Below are 24,639 nucleotides of genomic sequence, written 5' to 3'. Positions count from 1 at the left end.
TATTTTTTAAGTTGTTAAAATTTTATTAGTTATAAGTTGTTAAATAATCGGATCCGTCCTTTGGATACGTGAACTTTTAAAATGTTACAACAAAAAATAAAAATTGGATAAAAAAATTTAAAAACCCAATGTTGGCAAGGGATTACAAAATGAAAAAAAATTAAGCTTAAAAAATTACGGTTAGATTTTCCGCCACGAATTCACGAATTTTTATTCTCATAGATTGTCAAAAATAATTCGTGAATTCGTGACGAAAAAAACCAAAACAAAAAAAAATCCCAAACCCGAATGTTGGCAAGGGATTACAAAATGAAAAAAAATTAAGCTTAAAAAATTACGGTTAGATTTTCTGCCACGAATTCACGAATTTTTATTCTCATAGATTGTCAAAAATAATTCGTGAATTCGTGGCGGAAAAAACCAAAACAAAAAAAAATCCAAACCCCAATGTTGGCAAGGGATTACAAAATGAAAAAAATTAAGCTTAAAAGATTACGGTTAGATTTTCTTCCACGAATTCACGAATTTTTATTCTCATAGATTGTCAAAAATAATTCGTGAATTCGTGGCAGAAAAAACCAGAACAAAAAAAATCCCAAACCCCAATCGTAAAATTGGAATTTGGAATTTGGAATTTAAAATATTGAAATTTAAAAATTACCTAACCTACAAGGTTGATAATTTTACCCGGAACGATAATTACTTTATTTGGAGTTCTTCCGTCCAATTGTTTCTGGGTTCTTTCGTCTTTCATTACGATTTCTTCGATTTGTGCCGCGGTTAAATCCAAAGGCAATTCAATAGTAAAACGCATTTTTCCGTTAAAAGAAACCGGATATTCTTTATTAGTTTCAACTAAATGTTTTGCATCAAAAGCCGGAAAAGCCACTTCAGAAATTGAAGTTGTATGCCCTAACTGTGACCATAATTCTTCTGCAATATGCGGTGCATAAGGCGAAACCAAAATCGCTAACGGTTCTAAGATCGCTCTTGAATGACAGTTTTGAGAAGACAATTCATTTACGCAAATCATAAACTGAGAAACCGAAGTATTGAAAGAGAAATTCTCGATATCTTCTGCTACTTTTTTGATGGTTTTGTGTAATGATTTTAAGTTGTCTTTTGTTGGTTCGTCGTTGTTTACGATTAAACCATTATCATCAAAATACAATCTCCATAATTTTTTCAAGAAACCAAATACACCAGAAATTCCGGCTGTATTCCAGGGTTTTGCCTGCTCTAACGGCCCTAAAAACATTTCGTACAAACGTAATGTATCTGCTCCATATTCATTACAAATATCATCCGGAGTTACTACATTATAATATGATTTCGACATTTTTTCGACTTCACGACCTACAATGTATTTTCCGTTTTCATCAAAAATAAATTCTGCAGTTTTAAAATCCTCTCTCCAGTTTTTAAATCTTTCGATATCTAATTCATCCGAAGAGTTTACAAAATGAACATCAACACGAATTGGCTGTACATTTTGGCCTTCAATTTTATTTTTAGATACAAACGTATTGGTTCCGTCTAATCTATAAACATAAGCCGTTGTTCCTAAAATCATTCCCTGATTGATCAGTTTTTTGAATGGCTCTTCGGTTGGCGCTAGACCTTTATCTTTTAAGAATTTATTCCAGAAACGAGAATACAATAAGTGTCCGGTTGCATGTTCGCTTCCTCCAATATATAAATCTACATTTTCCCAGTAAGCCAATGCCTCTTTACTTGCAAATTCATTTTCATTGTGTGCATCCATATAACGCATCCAGTACCATGAACTTCCAGCCCAACCTGGCATTGTATTCAATTCTAATGGAAAAATCGTTACATGATCTACTAAATCTGTATTAACAACTGTATTATTTTTTGTATCCCAAGCCCAAACAGCTGCATTTCCTAACGGAGGCAAACCATCTTCGGTTGGTAAGTATTTCTCTACTTCCGGCAAAATGATTGGCAAATGCTGTGCATCGATCATTTTAGGCAATCCGTTTACATAATAAACCGGGAATGGTTCTCCCCAATAACGCTGACGGGAGAAAACAGCATCACGCAAACGGTAATTTGTTTTTCCGGTTCCCTGTCCAATAACTTCTAATTCTGCAATTGCTTTTTGAGTTGCCTCTTTATAGTTTAATCCGTTTAAGAAATCAGAATTAGCGATTTCTACATTGTCTTTTGATCCGTATGCTGCTTCAGAAATATCAACATTAGCGAAGATATTTTTGATTTCCGGCATTCCGTTCTGACCTTTAAAGAAATTAGCAAAAGCATAATCTCTTTCGTCTCCGCAAGGAACCGCCATTACAGCACCCGTTCCGTAACCAGCCAAAACATAATCCCCAATCCAAACCGGGATTGGTTCTTTTGTAAAAGGATGTTCTGCATAAGCTCCTGTAAACACTCCCGAAATGGTTTTTACATCGGCCATACGCTCACGCTCAGAACGTTTTGCTGTTTTTTCTATATACGCTTCAACTGCGGCTTTTTGCTCCGGAGTTGTAATTTTAGCGACCAAATCATGTTCTGGTGCCAAAGTCATAAAAGTAACTCCGAAAATTGTATCAGGTCTTGTTGTAAATACTTCGATAAAATTTGTTTCAGGTTTCACGTTTAAAGTTTCATCACTTTGCGCATCAACTTGAGACGTGGAACCTGAAACCTGAAACTTAACTAAAGCCCCAACTGATTTCCCGATCCAGTTTCTTTGAGATTCTTTAATAGACTCACTCCAATCAATATTATTTAGCCCCTGAAGCAAGCGTTCGGCATAAGCAGAAATTCGCATACTCCATTGTGTCATTTTTTTTCTTATAACAGGAAAGCCTCCACGTTCTGAAACTCCGTTTACAATCTCGTCATTTGCCAAGACAGTTCCTAAACCAGGACACCAATTTACCTCGGTTTCAGCCAAATATGTCATTCTGTATTGCAACAAGATTTTTTCTTTTTGCTCATCAGAATAAGAATTCCATTCATCAGCAGTAAAAATCGCAACATTATCATCACAAACTGCTTCGACCAATTTATTCCCTTCTTCTTCAAATACTTTTACAAGATCTGTAATTTCAAAAGCTTTTCCTTGTTTTTTGCAATACCACGAGTTGAACAACTGAATAAAAATCCATTGTGTGTGTTTGTAGTAATCAGGATTTGAAGTTCGCACTTCGCGGCTCCAGTCAAATGAAAAACCAATTTTATCTAATTGTTTTCTGTAACCTGCAATTTGTTTTCCCTCTTTATCAACTCCACCATCAATGTTTACGCGTGTTGTATCTTCCGGACGTTGTCCAGTCTGAATCGCATATTGTTCTGCCGGCAATCCGAAACTGTCGTAACCCATTGGGTGCAAAACATTAAAACCCTGATGTCTTTTAAAACGGGAATAAACATCTGAAGCAATGTAACCCAGCGGATGTCCTACGTGTAATCCTGCTCCAGATGGATAAGGAAACATATCTAAAACATAATGTTTAGGTTTTTCAGAATTGTTACTTGCTGCAAAAGTTTGGTTTTCTGCCCAATATTTTTGCCATTTAGCGTCTATTTCAATCGGATTGTATTTCATTCCCTGTTTTATTTATTTTTTTAAAGAGTCATGCTTTCGCTTACTCAGTTCGTTTTTTAAGATTCAAAGTGGTAAAGTGACAAAGGTTCTAAGATTTATCACTTAACAAATTAAGGCGCAAATTTACATTTATTGTACGAAAGTTAAAAGTTTGGTCGTTATTAACTTCAAATAAAGAAATTCTTTATTATTTTTACCACATAATTTAAGCAAACTATGAGTTCTAACTTTGATAAATTTCAAAAGCGCAGGTTAATTTCCTCTTATTTTTCGGTTGTATTAAGTGTTTTTCTGGTATTATTCCTTTTAGGAGTGCTGGGATTATTCATTATCAATTCTAAAAAACTGGCTAATGATTTTAAAGAAAAAATTGCCATGACGGTTTTCTTTAAAAATGAAGCTAATGATAGTGTGATAAAAGCATTTAACACTGAATTGAAAAGAGCTCCTTTCGCAAGATCTTATGCTTATGTTTCTAAAGAAAAAGCAGCAAAAGAACATACTGATATTATTGGTGAAGATTTCCTGACCTTTTTGGGAGAAAATCCATTATTGAACTCTTACGATATTCACTTAAAAGCAGATTATGTGGAAAGAGACAGCATCACCAAAATCGAAAGCCGTTTACGTCAAAACACCATGATCGAAGATATTGTTTACGACAAACAATTGGTTAATCTGGTAAACGACAATATCAAAAAAGTTAGTATGTGGATTTTGATTATTAGCGGTTTCCTTGCTATAATTGCGGTTTTACTAATCAACAGTTCATTACGTTTATCTATACACTCTAATCGTTTTATCATTAAAACCATGCAAATGGTGGGTGCAACAAAATCGTTTATCCGTAAACCTTTTGTTATGCGAAGCGTAAAACTGGGAATGTTAGGTGCAGGATTGGCAATTGTTGCCCTGATTGGTCTTTTATTTTATGTAGAAACCAATTTCCCAACATTAGGAATCTTAGAAGACAAAGCCTTAATTGGTTTGGTTTTATTAGCTGTTTTCGGGTTAGGTGTTTTAATTACCTGGGTAAGTACACACTTTGCTACACAACGTTTCCTTAATTTAAGAACTGACGATCTTTATTAATTTTAGATTCAAATTATACCTTCGACTTTACTCAGGTAACAAAAAAAACAAAGATGAAAAACAACAATATTAAAGAACAGCAAATACAACCACAAAAACAGGAATTTCTTTTTGATGGTATTAATTACAAAATTCTATTGATTGGAATTGGTGTTATCGCACTGGGATTTATTTTAATGTCTGGCGGTGGAAGCGATAATCCGAATGTTTTTAATGAAGATGTTTTTAGCTTTAGACGTATTCGTTTAGCTCCAACAACTGTTTTAATTGGTTTTGGAATTACAATTTATTCTATTTTCAAAAAATCTAAATAGACTTTCTTTAGACTGCTTAGACAACTTAGATCTTTAGATTATTAGATTAATCGCTTTAAAAAATCTGACATCTGAGAAGTCTAATAATCTAACAATCTAAATTAAATGAATACATTACAAGCTATCGTTCTTGCCATTATTGAAGGAATTACTGAATTTCTGCCTATTTCTTCAACTGGTCACATGATTATTGCCTCTTCTTTTTTTGGAATTGCTCACGAAGATTTTACTAAACTTTTTACCATCGTAATTCAGCTTGGTGCTATACTTTCTGTAGTAGTTTTATATTTTAAACGTTTCTTTCAGACCTTCGATTTTTACTTTAAACTTTTAGTTGCGTTTATTCCGGCTGTAGTTTTAGGATTATTATTAAGTGATTTTATTGATGGTTTATTAGAAAATCCGGTTACGGTTGCGGTTTCTCTTTTAATTGGCGGATTGATTTTACTAAAGGTTGACGACTGGTTCAACAAACCAAATTCTGCCGAAACCTCTCAGGAAATCTCTTATCTGCAAGCGTTTAAAATTGGATTATTTCAATGTCTTGCCATGATTCCGGGAGTTTCACGAAGTGGCGCAAGTATTGTGGGCGGAATGTCTCAAAAATTAAGCAGAACTACTGCTGCAGAATTCTCATTCTTTTTAGCCGTTCCAACCATGTTGGGCGCAACAGCAAAAAAATGTTACGATTATTATAAAGCCGGATTCGAATTATCTCACGATCAGATTAATTTATTAGTTATTGGGAACGTAGTTGCGTTTATCGTAGCGCTTTTGGCAATTAAAACCTTCATTGGATTTTTGACTAAAAATGGTTTTAAAGTTTTTGGTTATTACCGAATTATTGCCGGAATCATTTTATTAGTGATTCACTTTTTCATTCACCCGCTTACCATTATATAATGACACCTGAAGAATATTTAGACGGACAGGTTTTACTGATTGACAAACCTTTAAAATGGAGTTCGTTTCAAGCTGTCAATAAATTAAAATACCTTTTAATCAATAAAGTTGGACTTCCTAAAAAGTTCAAGATTGGTCATGCCGGAACTTTAGATCCTTTGGCTACAGGATTATTATTGATTTGCACAGGAAAATTCACCAAAAAAATCTCTGAACTTCAGGGACAGGCAAAAGAATATACGGGAACTTTTTATATTGGAGCCACTACTCCATCTTATGATTTAGAAACAGAAATTGACGAGACTTTTCCAACCTCCCATATTGATGAAGCTTTAATTCACGAAACGGTAAAACAATTTCTGGGCGAAATCGATCAAAAACCGCCTATTTTTTCGGCTATTAAAAAAGATGGTGTTCGTTTATATGAACATGCACGTGCCGGAGAAACGGTAGAAATTGCCAGCCGAAAAACAACAATTCATGAATTTGAAATTACCCGCATTGCACTTCCTGAAATCGATTTTAGAGTCGTTTGCAGCAAAGGGACTTATATTAGGTCGTTAGCTTTTGATTTTGGGAAAGCCATGAATTCAGGTTCGCATTTAACGGTTTTACGCCGAACTAAAATTGGTGACTACGATGTAAAAAACGCCATCGACATTACTTTATTTGAAGAAAGCTTACCATTAAAATAAAATATCTTTTTCCGGATTATTTTAACAAATCTATGCTATTCATTTTTTTGTACTTTAGGCGCACGCTTTAAAACAGAAATATGAAAAACATCTTTTTGATATCATTTTTGATTTTTACGATATCATCTTATAGTCAAACCGATAATCAAAAAATTATTTCGACTGATATTGATCATTTTTGGAATGCCTACGACAAAATTATTACCGAAAAAGACTCTGCAAAACAATACGGCTTTTTAAAAGAGCTCTACATCGATAAAGCAACTCCAGGTTTAAAGAGTTTAATTGAGGTTCGAAATTATACCTCTAAAAATTTTATCGATGCTATAAATAAATGCCCTAAATTCTGGAATTCCATCCGCTCAAATACTTTAAACGCCAAAGAAGTTTATCCGGAAATTGAAGCTGATATTAATAAACTCAAAGAAGCTTATCCTGATTTAAAACCTTCGGTTATTTACTTTTCTGTTGGTGCTTTCAGAACCAACGGTACGATTCAAAATGACCGAATCCTGATTGGAAGCGAACTAAGTCTCGCAGACGAAACAACCATTATTGACGAACTGCCTGAATGGAGACAGCCTTTTTATAAAGAATATGAGCCGAAGAAAAACATCGCTTTGCTGTGCACTCACGAATATGTGCATACACAGCAGAAAGAGCTGGTAGAAAATTTATTGTCTATGTGTTTATACGAAGGTGTTGCCGAATTTATTTCGTGTAAAGTAACCGGTAAAAATTCAAGCAGTCCCGCAATACAATTCGGAAAAAACAACCAGCAAAAAATAATCAGCCAGTTCATCTCAGACTTATATAGTATCAGTAATAATTATAACTGGCTATGGGGAGAAAACAAAAACAGTTTAAAAATAAGGGATCTTGGTTATTATATTGGCTATGAAATCTGCGAACGGTATTACAATTCATCCAAAGACAAGGCAAAAGCCATAAAAAAACTTATCGAACTTGATTATCATAATGAAAAAGAAATCGGGCAAATTGTTGATGCTACAAAACTATTTCCCAAAAGCTTAAAAGAAATACATCAGGATTACGAAAAACAACAACCAACTGTCATAGCGATATCCGGTTTTAAAAACGGAAGTCAAAAAGTAAAACCAGGGCTAACAGAAATTACCATTACATTTTCAGAACCCTTAAATGGTCGTAGTACAGGCATTGATTTTGGTCCGCTTGGCGAAAAATTTTGCCCAAAGATAAGTCCGGAAAGAATCTGGTCTTCTGATTATAAATCCTGTACTTTTAAAGTTGATTTAAACCCTGATCAAAAATATCAGTTTCTGATCACTAACAGTTTCAGAAAACAAAACGGAACGAGATTAAAACCTTATCTGATCGAATTTAAAACCACAAAATAACATTTTACGCCTTAAAGTTTTGACAGATCAATATGAAAAGAAAACTAACTCTATTTACTTTAGCATTCCTTGTAAACTTGACTATTTCTGGTCAGGCAAAAAAAATCACTTATTTGCAATTTGATATTGCAGCGTCTATAACCGGTAATCCAGACAGAGATAATCCTCCAATTAATGGCGAATCATCATCGTCTAATGCTTTTTTTGTACCAAACGGACTGGGAACAAAAGTTGGATATGGCGTTCATTATAATAAATGGCTTACTCTGGGAATTCACAGTGGAATCGACTGGAAATGGGATGATAAACTTATTGCAGTACCTGTTTTTCTAAATCTTGGATTAAACCCTAAAGTAGGTCCTGAAACCAGAATTATGCTTCAGGCCGGTTACGGAAAAGGTTTTGCAATAGGCCGTGGTAACTTAAACGGAGAATACAAAAAAATAAAACTGGGAATTGGTTCTGATGATTTTACTCTTTTTGCAGAAATTAGCGAATATGATTTCCCGCTTCATCATAACAAAACTGTTGGAGCTATTTCTATTGGAATAACTTTAATGGATTTCTTTTATTACAAACAAAAAGACTAATCATTACCATTTAAAAGCAAAGAAGCACATTACATATATAAGTTGTAATGTGCCTACTTCTAAAAGTAATGTTACTCCATACTTGTTTGTTTTTTAATTAGTAATGAGGAACATTTTTCCCTCCAAACAAAAATGTTGAGAAAAAATCGTAAAACCTTTCGAATAACTTTTTCATAACTGTGTTTTTTAGTGTTAAACATTAAATAGACACCAGTAAAAAGAGTAAATCAAAAAGTATATAATAGAAGTGGGATAGCTATAGCAAGATACAAAAAAATCTTTATATAAAAATATTTTTGTGCGTTTTTTAAAACACTACACTATTTACTATCAACACCTTACAAACAAACAGCTTCAGACATTTACTACAAAAACAAAGCCTAATTACAATCGATTGTACTTAATGTTTTCCATGATTTCGACCAGTTCTTTCTGTACAGAAAGTCCTTTATCTGCCAAATACCATAATTGTAAATCGGTTTTTATTTTTTCATCAATTACACCAAACTCCCTTTTATGATTTGCCATTAATTCGGCCGCTCCTTTGGGTCTTGGCCCCCAGTCTGCACGAACAATTCCGGCTTCTTTACAAATTACAATAACTTTAGGGATTGCTCTTCCGCCATTGGTTAAGTATTGATTCATTAGTTCTTCATTTTCATCTCGAAGCACAATTCTCAAATCAATCTTTTTATCAGATGCAAGTGCCATTTTATTTAAAATTGGAAGAATTTGCGCAGCATCTCCGCACCAGCCTTCAGAAATTACTAACCAGATATAATGTTGCTCTAAACTTTGTAGTTTTGAAATAACATCTTCAGAAATCACAATTGTTTTTTCCAATCGGTTCATTCTGGCTTCATTTAATTTAGAGTAATTGGTAAGGCTTTCAGATTGCTCGTTCCCTGTTGACTTTCCTTCGTACAATAAATCCGTTACTAATTTTCGATATTCAGCATAAGAATGGCTATTGAATAATGCTTTGGCTACAGTGCTTTTCATAAGTATTTATTTTGCTTAGCATAAAATTACGGATTTTAAAAAGATCCCTGAATGACTTTTGTCACATTCGTTTGAAAAAATCATAAAATCCTTTATAAATTAAAATTCAACGCGCTATTAATTTTTTGCAAACATTATTTTTAAAAATCAGAATATGTCTATATTTGCACAAATTAACGCAACACACACATGAAATATAAAAGAATTCTTCTAAAACTTAGCGGCGAGGCATTAATGGGTGATTTACAATACGGAATCGACCCTAAAAGATTAGCCGAATATGCTGAAGAAATTAAGCAAATTCACAGTAAAGGAGTAGAAATTGCTATTGTTATTGGAGGAGGAAATATTTTTAGAGGCGTTGCAGGAGCAAGTGCCGGAATGGATAGAGTACAAGGCGATTATATGGGAATGCTTGCTACCGTAATTAATGGTATGGCTTTACAAGGCGCACTTGAAGACAAAGGAATGAAAACGCGTTTGCAGACGGCGTTAAAAATGGAATCTATTGCAGAACCTTATATTAAAAGAAGAGCAGACCGTCACCTTGAAAAAGGAAGAATTGTAATTTTTGGTGCCGGAACAGGTAATCCATATTTTACTACTGATACTGCAGCTGTTTTAAGAGGAATCGAAATCAATGCAGATGTGATCTTAAAAGGAACCCGCGTTGATGGTGTTTATGATTCTGATCCTGAAAAAAATGCATCAGCAATAAAATTCGATATGATCTCGTTTGATGATGTTCTTAAAAAAGGATTAAATGTAATGGATACAACAGCTTTTACATTAAGCCAGGAAAACAAATTACCAATTGTTGTTTTTGATATGAACAAAATTGGAAATTTATTAAAAATCTGTGAAGGCGAAAACATAGGAACTGTAGTTAATATTTAGACTACTTTAGATTGTTGGAATTTTAGATCGTTAGATTTTATTAAATTTTAGACAATCCTTTTAATGTGATAATAAAAAAACAAAAAACATATTAGTTAGTATAATTAGATGCTGCCATTTTTAGAAAAGCTAAAAATCAAATCATCTAAAAATCTAAAAAATCTAAAAAAATGACTGAAGAAATCGATTTTATATTAGAAAGTACTGAAGAATCTATGAATGGTTCGATTGCCCATTTAGAGAAAGAATTTCTTAACATTCGTGCAGGAAAAGCTTCTCCGGCAATGCTTGGAAGCGTTTTTGTAGATTACTACGGAGCCTCAACACCACTTTCGCAGGTGTCTAAAATTAGTGTTCCGGATGCAAGAACAATTACATTGCAGCCTTTCGAGAAAAACATGTTACAAACCATCGAAAAAGCAATTATGATTGCCAACATTGGTTTTAACCCAATGAACAATGGTGATGTTATCATTATTAGCGTTCCGCCTTTAACAGAAGAGCGCCGTAAAGATTTGGCTAAACAAGCTAAATCTGAGGCAGAAGATGCTAAAATTGGAGTACGTAACGTGCGTAAAGACGCAAATAGCGACATTAAAAAATTAGAAAAAGAAGGAACTTCTGAAGACATTTGTAAATCTGCTGAAGAAGAAGTTCAAAATCTGACAAATACCTATATCAAAAAAATTGATGAATTATTGGCTGCAAAAGAAGCCGAAATCATGAAGGTTTAATCGTATTTGAAACAAAATAAAGAATCCGTTTGGTTAAATTGTACCAGACGGATTTTTTTATTCTTATTTTTGCATACCAAAATTACATTCTTTTCGTTTTGAAACTATAATATTCTGTATGAAGCTATTTTGTTTATTGACTTTGTTTTTTACGCTTAGTATTCAGGCGCAATTTCAAATAAACGGAATCGTAACCGATTCCAACAATAAACCTCTACCATTTGCTACGATAACCACTTCAGACAACATCAATACCATTACAGATGTTGATGGAAAATTTATCTTTAAACCTTCGGCAAAAGCAAACAGTTTCTCCGTTTCCTATATTGGTTTTCAAACCAAAGTTGTTGCCATCTTAGAAAACAAAAAGTTCTATCCGGTTTCACTTGCCCAAAAAACGGATGACTTAAAAGAAGTTATTATTTCCAATGAAAATCCGGCTTTAACGATTATCCGAAAAGTAATTGCCAACAGGGACAAAAACGATCCGCAAAAAAAGCTAAGCAGCTTCGAATTCAAAAGTTACAATAAACTAATCGTAACCGCCAATCCGGATTCTATCGACGGCAGAATTGATTCTACGGCATCTTATAAAGATTTAAGTAAAAAACGAATCAACATTGACTCTTCTGATTATAAATTCAAAGAAATAATCAGCAAACAGCATTTGTTTCAAACCGAGAAAGTATCCCAATATCAATTTGGGAACCACAAGCTTAAAGAAACCATTCTGGGAACTAAGATCTCAGGCTTTAAGAACCCTATTTACGAAGTTATTGCATTCAACTTGCAGTCGATTTCGATTTACGATAATAAATATGAGCTGTTTGAGACTAAATATGAAAATCCAATTTCGAACAGCGCACCAGCCCATTACAATTATAAAATCCTCGATACGGTAAACATAAAAGGTCGCGATACTTATATGATTTACTTTAAAAACAAACAAAAAAGAAAATCATCAGGATTAGAAGGTGTTTTATATATTGATCAGGAAAACTTTGCCATAGCCAAAGCAGTCATGCGTATAAAAGGCGTTCTGGACATTAGCGGAATCCATGAGTTTGAATATGTACCCAGCGAAAAAGTCTGGTTTCAGAGCAATACCACTTTTAAAATCGTAAAAGGAAAAAACGACGATGATATCAAGATTTTAGGCGGGACAATTCAGTTTGACGGAGATGTCGAAGACAACTTTGAACCCAGAAAAAAATCAGCTTCAGACTTTACTTATTTACTTTCAGAAAGTAATAACTTCGATATTCATTACAACACAAATCCTGCTATAAAAAATCCGGCACTCTACATGGAGATTCAGGATGATGCCAGCAAAAAACCTGAAGAGTTCTGGAATAAATACCGTAAAGAAAGCTTAGACTTAAAAGGACAGAGAACATACCAGCTGATTGATAGTATTTCGATCAACAAAAAAATTGAAAACCGTCTGGGTTTCGGACGAAAAATCATCAATGGTTATATCCCAATCGGACCAATAGATCTTGACTTAAAAAAGATCATAAGTTATAATAATTACGAAGGTTTCCGTCTAGGCCTGGGTGGTATTACCAACGATCGTTTTTCTAAAAATTTCAGAATCGAAGGATATTCAGCTTACGGAACAAAAGATGGCGAGATTAAATACAGCATCGGAAGCGGCGTTTTACTGGATAAAAGCACAAATACCTGGATAAACGGATATTATACAGATGATGTTCGGGAGATTGCCAGTACTGTTTTTGCAGTAGACAAACGCGTTTTCAAAATTTACGATCCGCGTCCTATCAACATTAGCACTTTTTACCAGTATACCAGCTGGAAAGCCAATGTACAGACAAAAATTATCCCAAAAACAGAAGCTATTCTCGAACTGGCCCGAACTGCAGTTCAGCCCGAATTTGATTATCTTTTTAATTACAACGGAAAACTGTATTCGAGTTATATCATGACTACAGCAATGGTTTCGATTGTCTGGGCGCCGTTTAGCGATTTTATGCAAACTCCAACCGGAAGAAACGAATCTGATAAAAGGTTTCCCCGTTTTACTTTTCAATACACCCAATCACTGCCAAACGTTTTAGACAATGATTTTACTTTTGGCAAGATCGATTTTAAAACAGAGTACGAAAAGAAATACTTAAACGGTCAAAAAACAAGTGCATTATTGCAGGGAGGTTATGCCATTGGCGACGTTCCGCTTACACATTTGTACAACACCATGCCAAACAACTTAACCAAAGAAACAGTAGTACAACGTATTACTTTTGCGGGCCGAAACAGTTTTGAAACCATGTATTTTAATGAGTTTTTCTCCAGCCAGTACATATTTTTTCAGCTTAAACACGGTTTTGACCGAATCAGAATACTCAAAAAAGTACGTCCGTCGTTAGTATTAGTAACCAGAATGGCGTGGGGACATATGGAAAATCCCGAACAACATGTTGGACCGGAGTACAAAACATTAGACAAAGGTTTCTTTGAATCGGGAATTGAATTAAACAAAATTTACAAAGGTTTTGGTCTTGGAGGATTCTATCGCTACGGACCAAATCAGTTATTGAAATTCGAAGACAATATAGCAGTTAAGATTTCTTATGTGCTGGATTTGGGATTATAAATTAAATTCCAACAATTTTAAAATTCCAATTACATATATAGTTTGTCACTCTGAACGAAGTCGAAGGATTAGGAGCTGTTTCCTGCTATCCGCTTGTATCTTTTCCTTGCTAAAGAAGCAAGAAAAAAGATACCGCTTCTATCAGGGCTAGGATTTAGTTTTCATAAAAAAATACATCAATAATCGATAGGGCTTCGACTTTGCTCAGCCCGACAGATATAAAAGCAAAAAATCCCAAACCCAATCGTAAAATTGAAGTCTGGGATTTTTAATATTCTTTTTTACTTTCGAAAAACTTAAAACTATTGTTTTATATAGTTTCCAGACAAAGCACCTTTCAATTCTATCTCCCTGCCTGATTTCTTTTTAAAAGAATATCTTACTGGCAATATGCCTTTTTGATGATAGTATTCAACGACATAGGTACCAGAGGTCTTTTCAACGATTTGTATACTGGTAAAACCAAGTCTCATTGTCTGTTCGGTAAAAGAGTATGAATTATTATATATTATATCTCCTTTAGTAAAAGTTAGGATTTCTCCTGTGTCTTTTTTCTCCCAGGTACCTTGTATCCAGTCCGGATTTTCAAAAAAACCATCATTAGCACTATCAGTTGAACATGAAACAAAAAACAACGATAATACTAAAATAATTATTTGCACTTTTTTCATTTTAAACTAATTTATTATTTTTCTAAAATAAATATAACAAAAAACATTAAAAAAGTTATATGTAGATGTTTCGATTTAACAGTATTAACATTTTAAAATCCTCCTTTATATAACAAATTGTTAATCCATAATTATTCTTATAAGAAATATAAACAACTAAAAAGTGCTGTAATAACCTTGTATGAGCTATCCGGATTCTTGGATTTTAAGCAAAAAAAATCCCAAACCCAATTATAAAATTAGGTTCGGGATTTTTAATATTTAAAGTTTCAAAATTATGGTTTCAAAATCAATACCGAAGGTGTATTGTTCAGCCATGTACTTTGAGATTCTATTAATTTCTTCCAGCTGTCCAAACTAATCACCATTAGGTTTTGGTTTTCTAAAAACTCTTTTTTAATGGTTCTGTCGTGCATAATCATAATATGATTTGGTGCAATTTGCTCAATCGAACGAATTGTTTCCTGAATATCTCTTGTGTTTTTCACCTCTCCGCTGGCATCCAGAACAGTAATTTGCGAACCATTATTATTGATTAGCTTCTTAGCATATTCGATCAGAAAAGAATCTTCTTTACTAAAAATCGGCATAAAAACCTGATTCACTTCTTCCAAATCCTTATCGATAAAAATTCCAACCGGCATTTTACTTTTTGCGATAATATGACGTGTTCTTTCATCAAAAGGCGAATTCTCAAATAAACCTTCTTTTCCGGTAAACTTATCAATCAAACGATCCGGATTTACAATTCGGGTAGTAAATCCAAGGATTTTTCCAAGCAAAGTTCCTTCAAAAATAGATTGTCCTAATCCTACCAATAACAAATCATATTCTCCCTGATTCGCAGTATCTATAATATCTGTATCAATATCATTAGTTACTTTAAAAACACTTATCATATTTTGGTTCAGGCGCTCTGATTCCTGAATCACCGGAACCAGCATTTTGCGTTCGTGATCTTTTACATCAAACGAGTGAATCTCTGTACTCAATGACAAATGCATAGCGGTTACAATCGAATTATCGCCTTGTTTCTTCACCAGACTATTGGCAATTCTCAATAATTTTTTACCTCTTTCGGGAGTTGCAAATGAAAGCAGAATCTTGTATTTACTTTTATTTCCAATTTCCTGAGGGATTGCCGTGATTTTATCTTTAAATATAAAACCTATAAAGTCCAAAGCCGGTCCTGTCATAAATGTAGTTACCAAAGCCATAATAACCATCATGGTAAAGATTTCTGTAGACAAAACGCCTAAATCATATCCAATATTCAAAACCACCAATTCCATTAAACCACGAGTATTCATCAACGCTCCAATAGCTAAACTGTCTTTCCAGCTTTGTCCAACAAATTTTGCTGCCAGCGCACTTCCTAAAAATTTACCGGCAACAGCAACTGCGATAATCAAACCAGTTACTTTCCATAAAGCAGGATCGCTCAGCAAACCAATTTGTGTACGTAAACCTGTAAACACAAAGAACAACGGTAATAAAACGATGATCGCAACGTCTTCTACCTTTTCAATAAATATATTTCTGAATTTATTATTTTCAGGCATAATAGCTCCGGCTAAAAATGCTCCAAATAAAGCGTGAATCCCTATTAATTCAGCTGCATAAGCAGAGAATAAAAGTGTCAAAAAGAAAATAGCCACAACAGGTTTGTTCAGACTTTCACGGGTTGAGTTTAAATCTCCAACACGTTTCAGGAACGGACGTACTATTTTTAGCATGATAATTACATACAAAAGAGCCAGTCCAATTACATATAAAGCGCTGGTAAAAGAACCTGCTTTTACAATTGCAATTACAACAGCCAAAATGCACCATGCTGTAATATCATCGGCAGCAGCACAAGTTATAGCAATGGTTCCCAGTTTTGTTTTTTGCATGCCTCGCTCCTGCACGATTCTCGCCAATACCGGAAATGCAGTAATACTCATGGCAATTCCCATGAACAAACCAAAAGAAGCAAACTCAACCCCAACCGGAGCAAAAGTGTGGTAGATAAAATAAGCTAATGACAGACCCAGGGCAAAAGGGATTACAATACTTGCGTGACTTATAACTACAGCATCATGTGCTTTATTTTTTAAAACTTTTAAATCCAGCTCCATTCCAATAACGAACATAAAAAGAATCAAACCAATCTGGCTTAGGAATTGTAGGTTTCCTAAAGATTCTTTTGGAAATAAAGCGGCTGAGAATTCCGGAAAATACATTCCGACCAAAGAGGGTCCTAAGACAATACCGGCAATCATTTCTCCAATTACTGATGGCTGTCCGATTTTTCTAAAAACCCATCCAAACAAACGTGCAACTAAAATAATGGTAACAATTTGTGCTAATAAAATAGCCAAAGGATGTTGTAAGTTTTCGACCATTGAATGAAGAAAATCATTCCAATGATTGCTTTCGATTTGTTTATGTACAATTCCGCGCCCCACTTCGAGTGCAGCACCTTTTGAAATTACCCAATATATCAGAGCGGTAAAACCACCAATGACAGTAACGTAAAATAAGGAGTTTTTAATGTTATTCATAACTCGTTTTTTAATTTTATTGGTGCAAATATCAGAACTGAAAATCAAGTGAAAAAGCAATTTTAAACCTAATTTTCAATGTATGTAACAAGTGGGAAAAACTTTGTAATAAGTTATACTATTTAGCAATAAACCACTGCTGACCTGATTAAAATTAGAAGGATTAGTATGTAAAAAGGGCTTCGACTCCGCTCAGCCTGACATTTGTAGAATCATCAACAATGGTCATTTTAATCAAAGCCAAATTCTTATTCAGCTTCGTATTTGTAAAATTAAAAACAACTGTCACCCTGAGCGAAGTCGAAGGCTCGATGACACAAAAAAGGGTTCGACTTTGCTCAGCCTGACAATTGTAAAATCATCAACAATGGTCATTTTAATCAAAGCCAGATTCTTATTCAGCTTCGTATTTGTAAAATTAAAAACAACTGTCACCCTGAGCGAAGTCGAAGGCTCGATTACACAAAAAAGGGCTTCAACTCCGCTCAGCCTGACAATTGTAGAATCATCAACAATGGTCATTTTAATGAAAGCCAGATTCTTATTCAGCTTTGTATTTGTAAAATTAAAACAACTGTCATCCTGAGCGAAGTCGAAGGCTCGATGACACAAAAAGGGCTTCGACTCCGCTCAGCCTGACAATTGTAAAATCATCAACAATGCTCATTTTAATGAAAGCCAGATCTTATTCAGCTTCGTATTTGTAAAATTAAAAACAACTGTCATCCTGAGCGAAGTCGAAGGCTCGATTACACAAAAAGGGCTTCGACTCCGCTCAGCCTGACATTTGTGCGTCATGATTATTAACCTACAACTTTACCTTTTTCAAAAAGTCAGAACGATAGGTTTCGCTCAAAATCATAGTACTGTTTTTATCATTTTTTTCTAAATGATGCAGGACAATTTCGTTGTGGTTAAAGAACTTTATTGATTTTACCGCCACGATTTCTTTTTTGTTTACACGACAAAAATCAGCATCCGGCAATTCGTTTAAAAGCGTATCAAACTTTACATTTTTAAGATTCAGAAAAGAACCATCAGCCAAAAGAACTGTTTTATCCCGACTATCACTAACCGCAGTTTTGATATACTGAATCTGATTAAAATATAATAAGGTTTTTCCTTTATCCGTATTAAGCTGAATGAACTTTTTCGCCGTTTCTGGTTTCTGAAAACGTTCAAAAGCTTTTGAAATCGCTTTTTGTAAACGTTCCAGTTTTACCGGTTTGGTAATATAATCGACCGCATCAATATTAAAAGCATCGGCAGCATATTCTTTGTAAGCCGTACAAAAAATAACCAATTTATCTTCGAGCATTTCTGCCAGATGCAAGCCATCCATACCCGGCATTTCGATATCAGATATTAAGAGATCAAAATCAAGGTTTGGAATATCAGTAAGAAGTTTTTCAGGATTATTATACGTTTTTACAATTTCGACTTCGGGAATTTGTTCACAAAGCATTTTTAAGTATGTTAATCCCGGCAACTCATCGTCCAGAAGCAAGCATTTCAGTTTTGTATTCAAGGAGATCTATTTTTAGATGAGCAATATAAACATCATTTTCTATAAACTTATCCAGTTTGAAATTGTTTTTGTAAATGATGCGCAAACGATGTTCTAAAGTCGCATGACCAAAACCGCTTCGTTCTTTTTTGAGTACTTTTTTATCTGATATTTTATTCGAAACGGTCATAAAAAAAGCATTGTCCTTAAACTCAAAAACAACCGAAATAAAAGCATCGGCACTTTGCAGATCAGCGTGTTTAAAGGCATTTTCGATTAAATCAATCGAAATTAAAGGTGCCAATAGAGGCTGATCGTATAGTTTATCTTCTTTGTTGATGTTGGTTTTAATCTTTAATTCAAAAAGCGGACTAATTTTGATTTTATTGATTTCGATTAAATTCAGGGCAAAATCAATTTCTTCTTTTGCTGTGACAAATTTCTTTTTGCTTTCGTATAAAATATAATCCAGCACATTCGCCAGTTTATCTAAAGCAAAATAGGTTTGGTATGCGTGCGACTGAATCGAATTCAGGATATTTTTAAACAAATGCGGATTCAGTTTTGATTCGAGAGTTTCTAACTGCAAATCATTCACTTTCATTTCGAGTGCATAAAAACTCTTTTCGGCATCGTCTTTTGCTTTTTTGAATTGCATTAATTGGTACATCAAAAAGCAAATGATGAAAATTAGCAATAATAGGATTGCTAAAAAAATTAAAGTGATGGTATTGTTTTCCTGCATATGTTAAGATTCTAAAGTTTTTTTTGCCACAGATTCACACGGATTAAAATGAATTTTTGACAGGCTGTGCTGTAATTTATTTTTAAAAATCATCTGTGTAGATCCGTTTCATTGGTAAAACCTGCGGGTAATATTTCTAGTGACTGGAAACAAACTTTAACCCGATAATAGAAGCAATCAAAGTTGAAAGAAAAAATATTCTCCAGAATGTTGCCGGTTCTTTAAAAACTAAAATTCCGACTAAAACGGTTCCGACTGCTCCAATTCCTGTCCAGACTGCATAGGCGGTTCCAATAGGTAAAACCTGTGTTGCTTTATATAATAAAATCATACTGATTGAAAGACATACAAAAAAACCAACCATCCAGTATGTTGAAATAATTCCGGTTGTTTCTTTAGCTTTTCCAAGGCATGACGCGAATCCAACTTCAAAAAGTCCTGCAATAATTAAAAAAATCCAATTCATTTTCGTTTCGTTTTAAATTAATTGCAAATATGAGAAAAGCTACCGACTAAACAACGAAAAGAAAGAAATATATCACAAATTAGATCTTAACGTTTTGTGTTAACATTAAGTAAATTACAACTCATTGTTTACATTTTAGAGCACTTTTCACTACATTTGCAACCATTTTTAAAGATTTTATGAAAAACGCTGTACAAGTTGGATTCTGGGAAAAACTAGCCCGAATCATACTTAAGAACCGAGTTATAATACTAGTAATCCTATCTGCTTTAACAATTTTCCTTGGCTATCAATGGAAAAACCTTGCCATGACTTATACTGAAGCAAATTTGCTTCCTAAAGATCATATCGTAAATAAACAATACAGAGCGTTTTTAGATAAATTTGGTGAAGAAGGAAACCTTGTTGTTATTGGATTTCAGGATCCTAAATTTTTCACGCCAAAAAATTATGCTGCCTGGAATGAATTGATGACGGGTTTAAAAAACTCTAAAGAGGTTGATTTGGTGGTTTCGCTTAACGATTTAAAGAAACTGGAAAAAGATACGGTTAACGAAAAATTTGTACTGACTCCGTTTATTGATCAGCAAAAAGCACTTGATCCGGAATATTTAAAAAAGATTCAATACGATTTGTTTCACAATTTGCCTTTTTACGAAGGATTATTGTTTAACAAACAAAGCGGAAGTATCCGTTCTGCAGTTTACATTAACAAAGCTCTTGTTAATACAGCCGAAAGAAAGACTTTTATTCTTGAAAACCTGGTTCCGAAAATAGACAAATTCGAAAAAACAACCGGAATTGATTTGAAAGTTTCAGGAATGCCGTATATCAGGACGATTAATGCCGATAACATGAAAGGCGAAATTGGTCTTTTTATTGGCGCGGCATTGTTTACTGTTTCCCTGATTTTCTTTTTCTTTTTCCGTTCGTTCAGAGCTACTTTTATTTCGATTTGTATTTTAATCATTGGTGTAATCTGGTCTTTTGGTACACTTGGATTGTTTCATTATAAAATCACGATCTTAACGGCTATTATTCCACCATTAATTATCGTAATCGGAATCACGAATTGCATTTTCCTGATTAATAAATACCAACAGGAAATCAAATTACACAACAATCAGGCAAAAGCTTTACAACGTATTATTTCGAAAATTGGAGTTTCGACTTTAATGACGAATTTAACCACTGCAATAGGTTTTGCTACCTTTATGATTACGGGTAATGATTTGCTTTTTGAATTTGGTTTAGTGACTTCGATCAATGTGATTTCGGTTTATTTACTAACGCTTTTAATTGTACCAATTGTGTACAGTTTTATGGATGTTCCGGGCGAAAAACACTTGTACCATTTAAATAAAACCTACATCTCTACTTTATTGGATTTTGTTGAAAATGTGGTAAAAAACAAACGAAAAGTAATCTATACTATTTATGGTTTGCTTTTGGTTTTTAGTGTAATTGGAGTTGCTCAAATGAAAGTTTCCGGAAGTTTGATTGGCGAAATGCCAAAAAGTGCTTCATTCTATAAAGACATTTTGTTTTACGAAAAAGAGTTCAACGGTGTTATGCCGCTCGAAATCATGATTGACACCAAACACAAAAAAGGTGTTATGAAATTATCGACAATGCGTAAAATGGATGAACTGCAAAACACTATTGCCGAAATTCCTGAATTATCAAAACCGGTTTCGGTAGTGAATCTGGTTAAATATTCGAAACAGGCTTTCTATAACGGGAAACCGGAATATTACCAATTGCCAACTTCGCAGGAACAGACTTTTATTTTATCGTATGCTAAAAATGCGACAAAAAACAGCAAAGACAATTTAATGAAGGCTTATGTAGATTCGACTGGACAATATGCCCGAATTACAACTTTCATGAAAGATATTGGAACTCAGGAAATGGCAAGAGTAGAGAAAAAATTACGCTCAAAAATTGCCGAAATTTTTCCGGAAGACCGTTACGAAGTCACTTTAACCGGAAAAGCACTGGTTTTCCAGAAAGGAACTTCTTATCTGGTTGACAACTTAATCGAATCGTTGATTTTTGCAATTCTGGTAATTGCTGCTTTGATGCTGTATTTATTCAGATCGTTCAAAATGGTAATGGCATCGGTTATTACGAATATTTTACCGCTTTGTATTACATCCGGATTAATGGGTTATTTTGGAATCCCGTTAAAACCTTCAACGATTTTAGTATTCAGTATTGCGTTTGGAATCTCGGTGGATAATGCGATTCAGTTTATGGCAAAATACAAACATGATTTAACGCAAAACAACGGAAAAGTAAAAAGATCGGTTTTCAGTGCTTTGCGAGAAACCGGAATCAGTACTTTCTATACTTCGGTCGTTTTGATTTTAGGTTTTGCCACTTTTACGCTTTCCAGCTTTAGCGGAACAATCGCGCTTGGTGGATTAATTTCCTGTACTCTGGCATTTGCGATGTTTGCGAATCTATTGGTTTTACCGGCTTTGGTTTTGACTTTTGAGAAGAAGAAAGCGAAGAAAGAGGATTTGGAGGATTAAGTTTTTTTGCCACGAATTCACGAATTTTCATGAATTAATTTTATACGGAACGTTAAGTCTTTGCGAGGAACGAAGCAATCTCATTTGCCGGATCAAACTTTTTCTCTTGTTGCTAGTGCGATTGCTTCGTTTCTCGCAATAAGAAATAAAAAATAATTGCATCTTTTGAAAACGAGAAGCCTAGCCCCGATAGCAGCGGCATCCTTTTGTTGCTTTCTTTAAGCAACAAAAGATATAGCGGATAGCGGGAAACAGCTTCAAAAATTAATTATTATCGTTTATATTTGCACTTATTACACAACAAATAATTTAATTTCAATATTATATATAAAATGAAACACACAAAAGTTAAAGACTTATTAAACAGTACGACGACGCTTCAGGAGGTTAATGCAAAAGGATGGGTGAGAACTTTTAGAAATAATCAGTTCATCGCGCTTAATGACGGTTCTACCATTAATAATATACAATGTGTTGTTGATTTTGAAAATACACCGGAAGAAACTTTAAAAAGAATTACTACCGGAGCTGCAGTTTCTGTTTTTGGAACTTTGGTTGAAAGTAAAGGTGCGGGTCAGAAATATGAAATTCAGGTTTCTAAACTGGAAATTCTTGGAGATTCTGATGCGGAGAAATTTCCAATGCAGCCTAAAAAACACTCTTTAGAATTTTTACGTGAGAATGCACATTTACGTGTTCGTACAAATGCTTTTGGAGCCATTATGCGTGTACGTTCGGTATTGTCTTATGCAGTTCATAAATATTTTCAGGATAAAGGTTTTGTGTATGTAAATACGCCAATCATTACCGGTTCTGACGCCGAAGGTGCAGGAGAAATGTTTAAAGTTACGGCTTTACCATTTGACAATACACCAAGAACAGAAGATGGAAAAGTAAATTATAAAGAAGACTTCTTTGGAAAAGAAACCAACTTAACGGTTTCAGGACAATTAGAAGGTGAAACTTTTGCAATGGCTTTGGGTCAGATTTATACTTTTGGACCAACTTTTAGAGCAGAAAACTCAAATACTTCCCGTCACCTGGCTGAATTCTGGATGATTGAGCCGGAAGTTGCTTTCAATGATCTTGATGACAATATGGACTTGGCTGAAGATTTTATTCAGTATGTTATTAAGTATGCTTTAGACAACTGTAAAGATGATTTGAAATTTTTAGAAGGAAGACTTCTTGAAGAAGAAAAATCTAAACCTCAGGCGGAAAGAAGCGAAATGAGCTTGTTAGAGAAATTAAACTTTGTATTAGAAAACAACTTTAAACGTGTTTCTTATACAGAGGCTATTGATATTTTGAGAGATTCAACTCCAAATAAAAAGAAAAAATTCAGTTACCTTATTAACGAATGGGGAGCTGATTTACAATCAGAACACGAGCGTTACCTTGTTGAGAAACACTTTAAATGTCCGGTAATTTTATACGATTACCCGGCAAACATTAAAGCGTTTTACATGCGTTTGAACGACAACACTGAACCTGGAAGAGAAACAGTTCGTGCCATGGATATCCTTTTCCCTGGAATTGGAGAAATCGTTGGTGGTTCTGAAAGAGAAGAGCGTTATGATGTTTTGGTTGAAAAAATGAAAGCCTTAAACATTGATGAAGAAGAACTATACTGGTATTTAGACACCAGAAGATTTGGATCAGCAACACATGCAGGTTTTGGTTTAGGATTTGAGCGTTTGGTATTGTTTGTTACAGGAATGACAAATATTAGAGACGTAATTCCTTTTCCAAGAACTCCTGGAAGCGCTGAGTTCTAAGAAATAAAGTTTTTGCCACAAAGGCACAAAGACGCTAAGTTTATTTTTAAAACTGAATTAAAGATTCTAAAAAAATTAAAATAATACCACGAAGACACAAATTCACAAGTATTATTTTAATTTTTTAGTGAAGATTTAAAAACTTAAAAAACTTTGTGCCTTCGTGTCTTCGTGGCAAAACCATAAAAAAATATGCTCTCTGAAAGAACGGAAGAAATTGGAAAAATAATTGTAAACTCGGCTTTTAAAGTTCACAAACAACTTGGCCCCGGATTATTAGAAAAAGTTTATGAAGTTTGTCTGGCTCATGAAATCTCAAAAGCTGGTCTTGATGTAAAACGTCAAGTTGATATTCCAATAGTTTATGACGGAATTGAATTTAGCGAAGGATTAAGATTAGATTTGCTGGTTGAAAATTCTATAATTATAGAAATAAAAGCAGTTGAGCAAATGAATCCAGTTTGGGAAGCACAAATTATTAGTCAGTTAAAATTACTGGATAAAGATTTAGGCTTTTTAATTAATTTCAATGTTCCGTTAATAAAGAGTGGTATCAGAAGATTTATAAATACAAAAAGAATATTTTAAAATT

General features: G+C 34.0%; 19 protein-coding genes. 12 read left to right on the top strand and 7 right to left on the bottom strand.

The genetic code is table 11. The annotated features are described in order from the left end of the window. Window positions 1-661: 661 nt before the first annotated feature. Complete coding sequence (leuS, locus tag A4F88_RS08855; RefSeq protein ID WP_068842207.1) at window positions 662-3,577, bottom strand: leucine--tRNA ligase; 2,916 nt, start codon at window positions 3,575-3,577, stop codon at window positions 662-664. Between the two features lie 216 nt (window positions 3,578-3,793). On the opposite strand from leuS, the gene A4F88_RS08850 reads away from it, so the two are divergent. The 6 genes from A4F88_RS08850 to A4F88_RS08825 all read left to right on the top strand — a co-directional run bounded on the left by A4F88_RS08850 (window position 3,794) and on the right by A4F88_RS08825 (window position 8,550). After that, window positions 3,794-4,669 carry a cell division protein FtsX gene (locus A4F88_RS08850; RefSeq protein WP_068842206.1) on the top strand — a complete coding sequence of 292 codons (876 nt, stop codon included), beginning with the start codon at window positions 3,794-3,796 and terminating at the stop codon, window positions 4,667-4,669. Between the two features lie 53 nt (window positions 4,670-4,722). Next, window positions 4,723-4,983, top strand: a complete 261-nt coding sequence (locus A4F88_RS08845) for a DUF3098 domain-containing protein (protein ID WP_068842205.1) — start codon at window positions 4,723-4,725, stop codon at window positions 4,981-4,983. A gap of 105 nt (window positions 4,984-5,088) precedes the next feature. Then, complete coding sequence (locus A4F88_RS08840) at window positions 5,089-5,886, top strand: undecaprenyl-diphosphate phosphatase (RefSeq protein WP_068842204.1); 798 nt, start codon at window positions 5,089-5,091, stop codon at window positions 5,884-5,886. Next, window positions 5,886-6,581, top strand: coding sequence for a tRNA pseudouridine(55) synthase TruB (gene truB / locus A4F88_RS08835; RefSeq protein WP_068842203.1), 696 nt, complete (start codon window positions 5,886-5,888; stop codon window positions 6,579-6,581). The genes A4F88_RS08840 and truB overlap by 1 nt, the downstream gene beginning before the upstream one ends. 80 nt (window positions 6,582-6,661) lie before the next feature. Then, window positions 6,662-7,960 (top strand): DUF2268 domain-containing putative Zn-dependent protease, encoded by a 1,299-nt coding sequence (locus A4F88_RS08830; protein ID WP_082815727.1) that lies wholly within the window; start codon window positions 6,662-6,664, stop codon window positions 7,958-7,960. Window positions 7,961-7,992: 32 nt separating this feature from the next. After that, window positions 7,993-8,550, top strand: a complete 558-nt coding sequence (locus tag A4F88_RS08825; protein ID WP_245179062.1) for a hypothetical protein — start codon at window positions 7,993-7,995, stop codon at window positions 8,548-8,550. A gap of 384 nt (window positions 8,551-8,934) precedes the next feature. Here the strand turns inward: A4F88_RS08825 and A4F88_RS08820 are convergent, their stop codons facing one another. Then, window positions 8,935-9,552, bottom strand: a complete 618-nt coding sequence (locus tag A4F88_RS08820; RefSeq protein WP_068842202.1) for a thioredoxin family protein — start codon at window positions 9,550-9,552, stop codon at window positions 8,935-8,937. A 189-nt stretch (window positions 9,553-9,741) separates the two neighbouring features. Between A4F88_RS08820 and pyrH the strand changes: the two genes are divergently transcribed. The 3 genes from pyrH (at window position 9,742) to A4F88_RS08805 (ending at window position 13,797) form a co-directional block, all read left to right on the top strand. Further along, window positions 9,742-10,449 (top strand): UMP kinase, encoded by a 708-nt coding sequence (gene pyrH / locus A4F88_RS08815; RefSeq protein WP_068842201.1) that lies wholly within the window; start codon window positions 9,742-9,744, stop codon window positions 10,447-10,449. Window positions 10,450-10,619: 170 nt separating this feature from the next. Continuing rightward, window positions 10,620-11,183 carry a ribosome recycling factor gene (gene frr / locus A4F88_RS08810; protein WP_068842200.1) on the top strand — a complete coding sequence of 188 codons (564 nt, stop codon included), beginning with the start codon at window positions 10,620-10,622 and terminating at the stop codon, window positions 11,181-11,183. A gap of 118 nt (window positions 11,184-11,301) precedes the next feature. After that, window positions 11,302-13,797, top strand: a complete 2,496-nt coding sequence (locus A4F88_RS08805) for a DUF5686 family protein (protein ID WP_068842199.1) — start codon at window positions 11,302-11,304, stop codon at window positions 13,795-13,797. Between the two features lie 302 nt (window positions 13,798-14,099). Here A4F88_RS08805 and A4F88_RS08800 read toward each other — a convergent pair whose 3' ends face one another. From A4F88_RS08800 to A4F88_RS08775, 5 genes are all read right to left on the bottom strand, one after another. Then, window positions 14,100-14,468: a hypothetical protein gene (locus A4F88_RS08800; RefSeq protein ID WP_068842197.1), complete on the bottom strand. Its 369-nt coding sequence runs from the start codon at window positions 14,466-14,468 to the stop codon at window positions 14,100-14,102. Between the two features lie 275 nt (window positions 14,469-14,743). Then, window positions 14,744-17,014: a cation:proton antiporter gene (locus A4F88_RS08795; RefSeq protein ID WP_068842195.1), complete on the bottom strand. Its 2,271-nt coding sequence runs from the start codon at window positions 17,012-17,014 to the stop codon at window positions 14,744-14,746. 808 nt (window positions 17,015-17,822) lie between these two features. Continuing rightward, on the bottom strand, window positions 17,823-18,542 hold the full coding sequence (locus A4F88_RS08785) for a LytR/AlgR family response regulator transcription factor (protein ID WP_068842193.1): 720 nt from the start codon (window positions 18,540-18,542) through the stop codon (window positions 17,823-17,825). Continuing rightward, on the bottom strand, window positions 18,505-19,266 hold the full coding sequence (locus A4F88_RS08780) for a sensor histidine kinase (protein ID WP_068842192.1): 762 nt from the start codon (window positions 19,264-19,266) through the stop codon (window positions 18,505-18,507). The genes A4F88_RS08785 and A4F88_RS08780 overlap by 38 nt, the downstream gene beginning before the upstream one ends. 136 nt (window positions 19,267-19,402) lie before the next feature. Then, entirely contained in the window at window positions 19,403-19,732 is a 330-nt protein-coding gene (locus tag A4F88_RS08775) for a DMT family transporter (RefSeq protein WP_068842191.1), read from the bottom strand. A 179-nt stretch (window positions 19,733-19,911) separates the two neighbouring features. Between A4F88_RS08775 and A4F88_RS08770 the strand changes: the two genes are divergently transcribed. The 3 genes from A4F88_RS08770 to A4F88_RS08760 all read left to right on the top strand — a co-directional run bounded on the left by A4F88_RS08770 (window position 19,912) and on the right by A4F88_RS08760 (window position 24,635). Next, entirely contained in the window at window positions 19,912-22,269 is a 2,358-nt protein-coding gene (locus A4F88_RS08770; RefSeq protein ID WP_068842190.1) for an efflux RND transporter permease subunit, read from the top strand. 332 nt (window positions 22,270-22,601) lie between these two features. Beyond that, window positions 22,602-24,047, top strand: coding sequence for an asparagine--tRNA ligase (gene asnS, locus A4F88_RS08765; protein WP_068842189.1), 1,446 nt, complete (start codon window positions 22,602-22,604; stop codon window positions 24,045-24,047). A gap of 192 nt (window positions 24,048-24,239) precedes the next feature. Beyond that, complete coding sequence (locus A4F88_RS08760; RefSeq protein ID WP_068842188.1) at window positions 24,240-24,635, top strand: GxxExxY protein; 396 nt, start codon at window positions 24,240-24,242, stop codon at window positions 24,633-24,635. The last annotated feature ends 4 nt before the right edge of the window (window positions 24,636-24,639 follow it).

The sequence above is a fragment of the Flavobacterium chilense genome (assembly GCF_001602525.1).
In the GTDB taxonomy this organism is placed as follows: Bacteria; Bacteroidota; Bacteroidia; order Flavobacteriales; family Flavobacteriaceae; genus Flavobacterium; species Flavobacterium chilense.
Note: the sequence above shows the minus strand (reverse complement) of the source record. Positions and strands in the feature narration are given on the sequence as shown.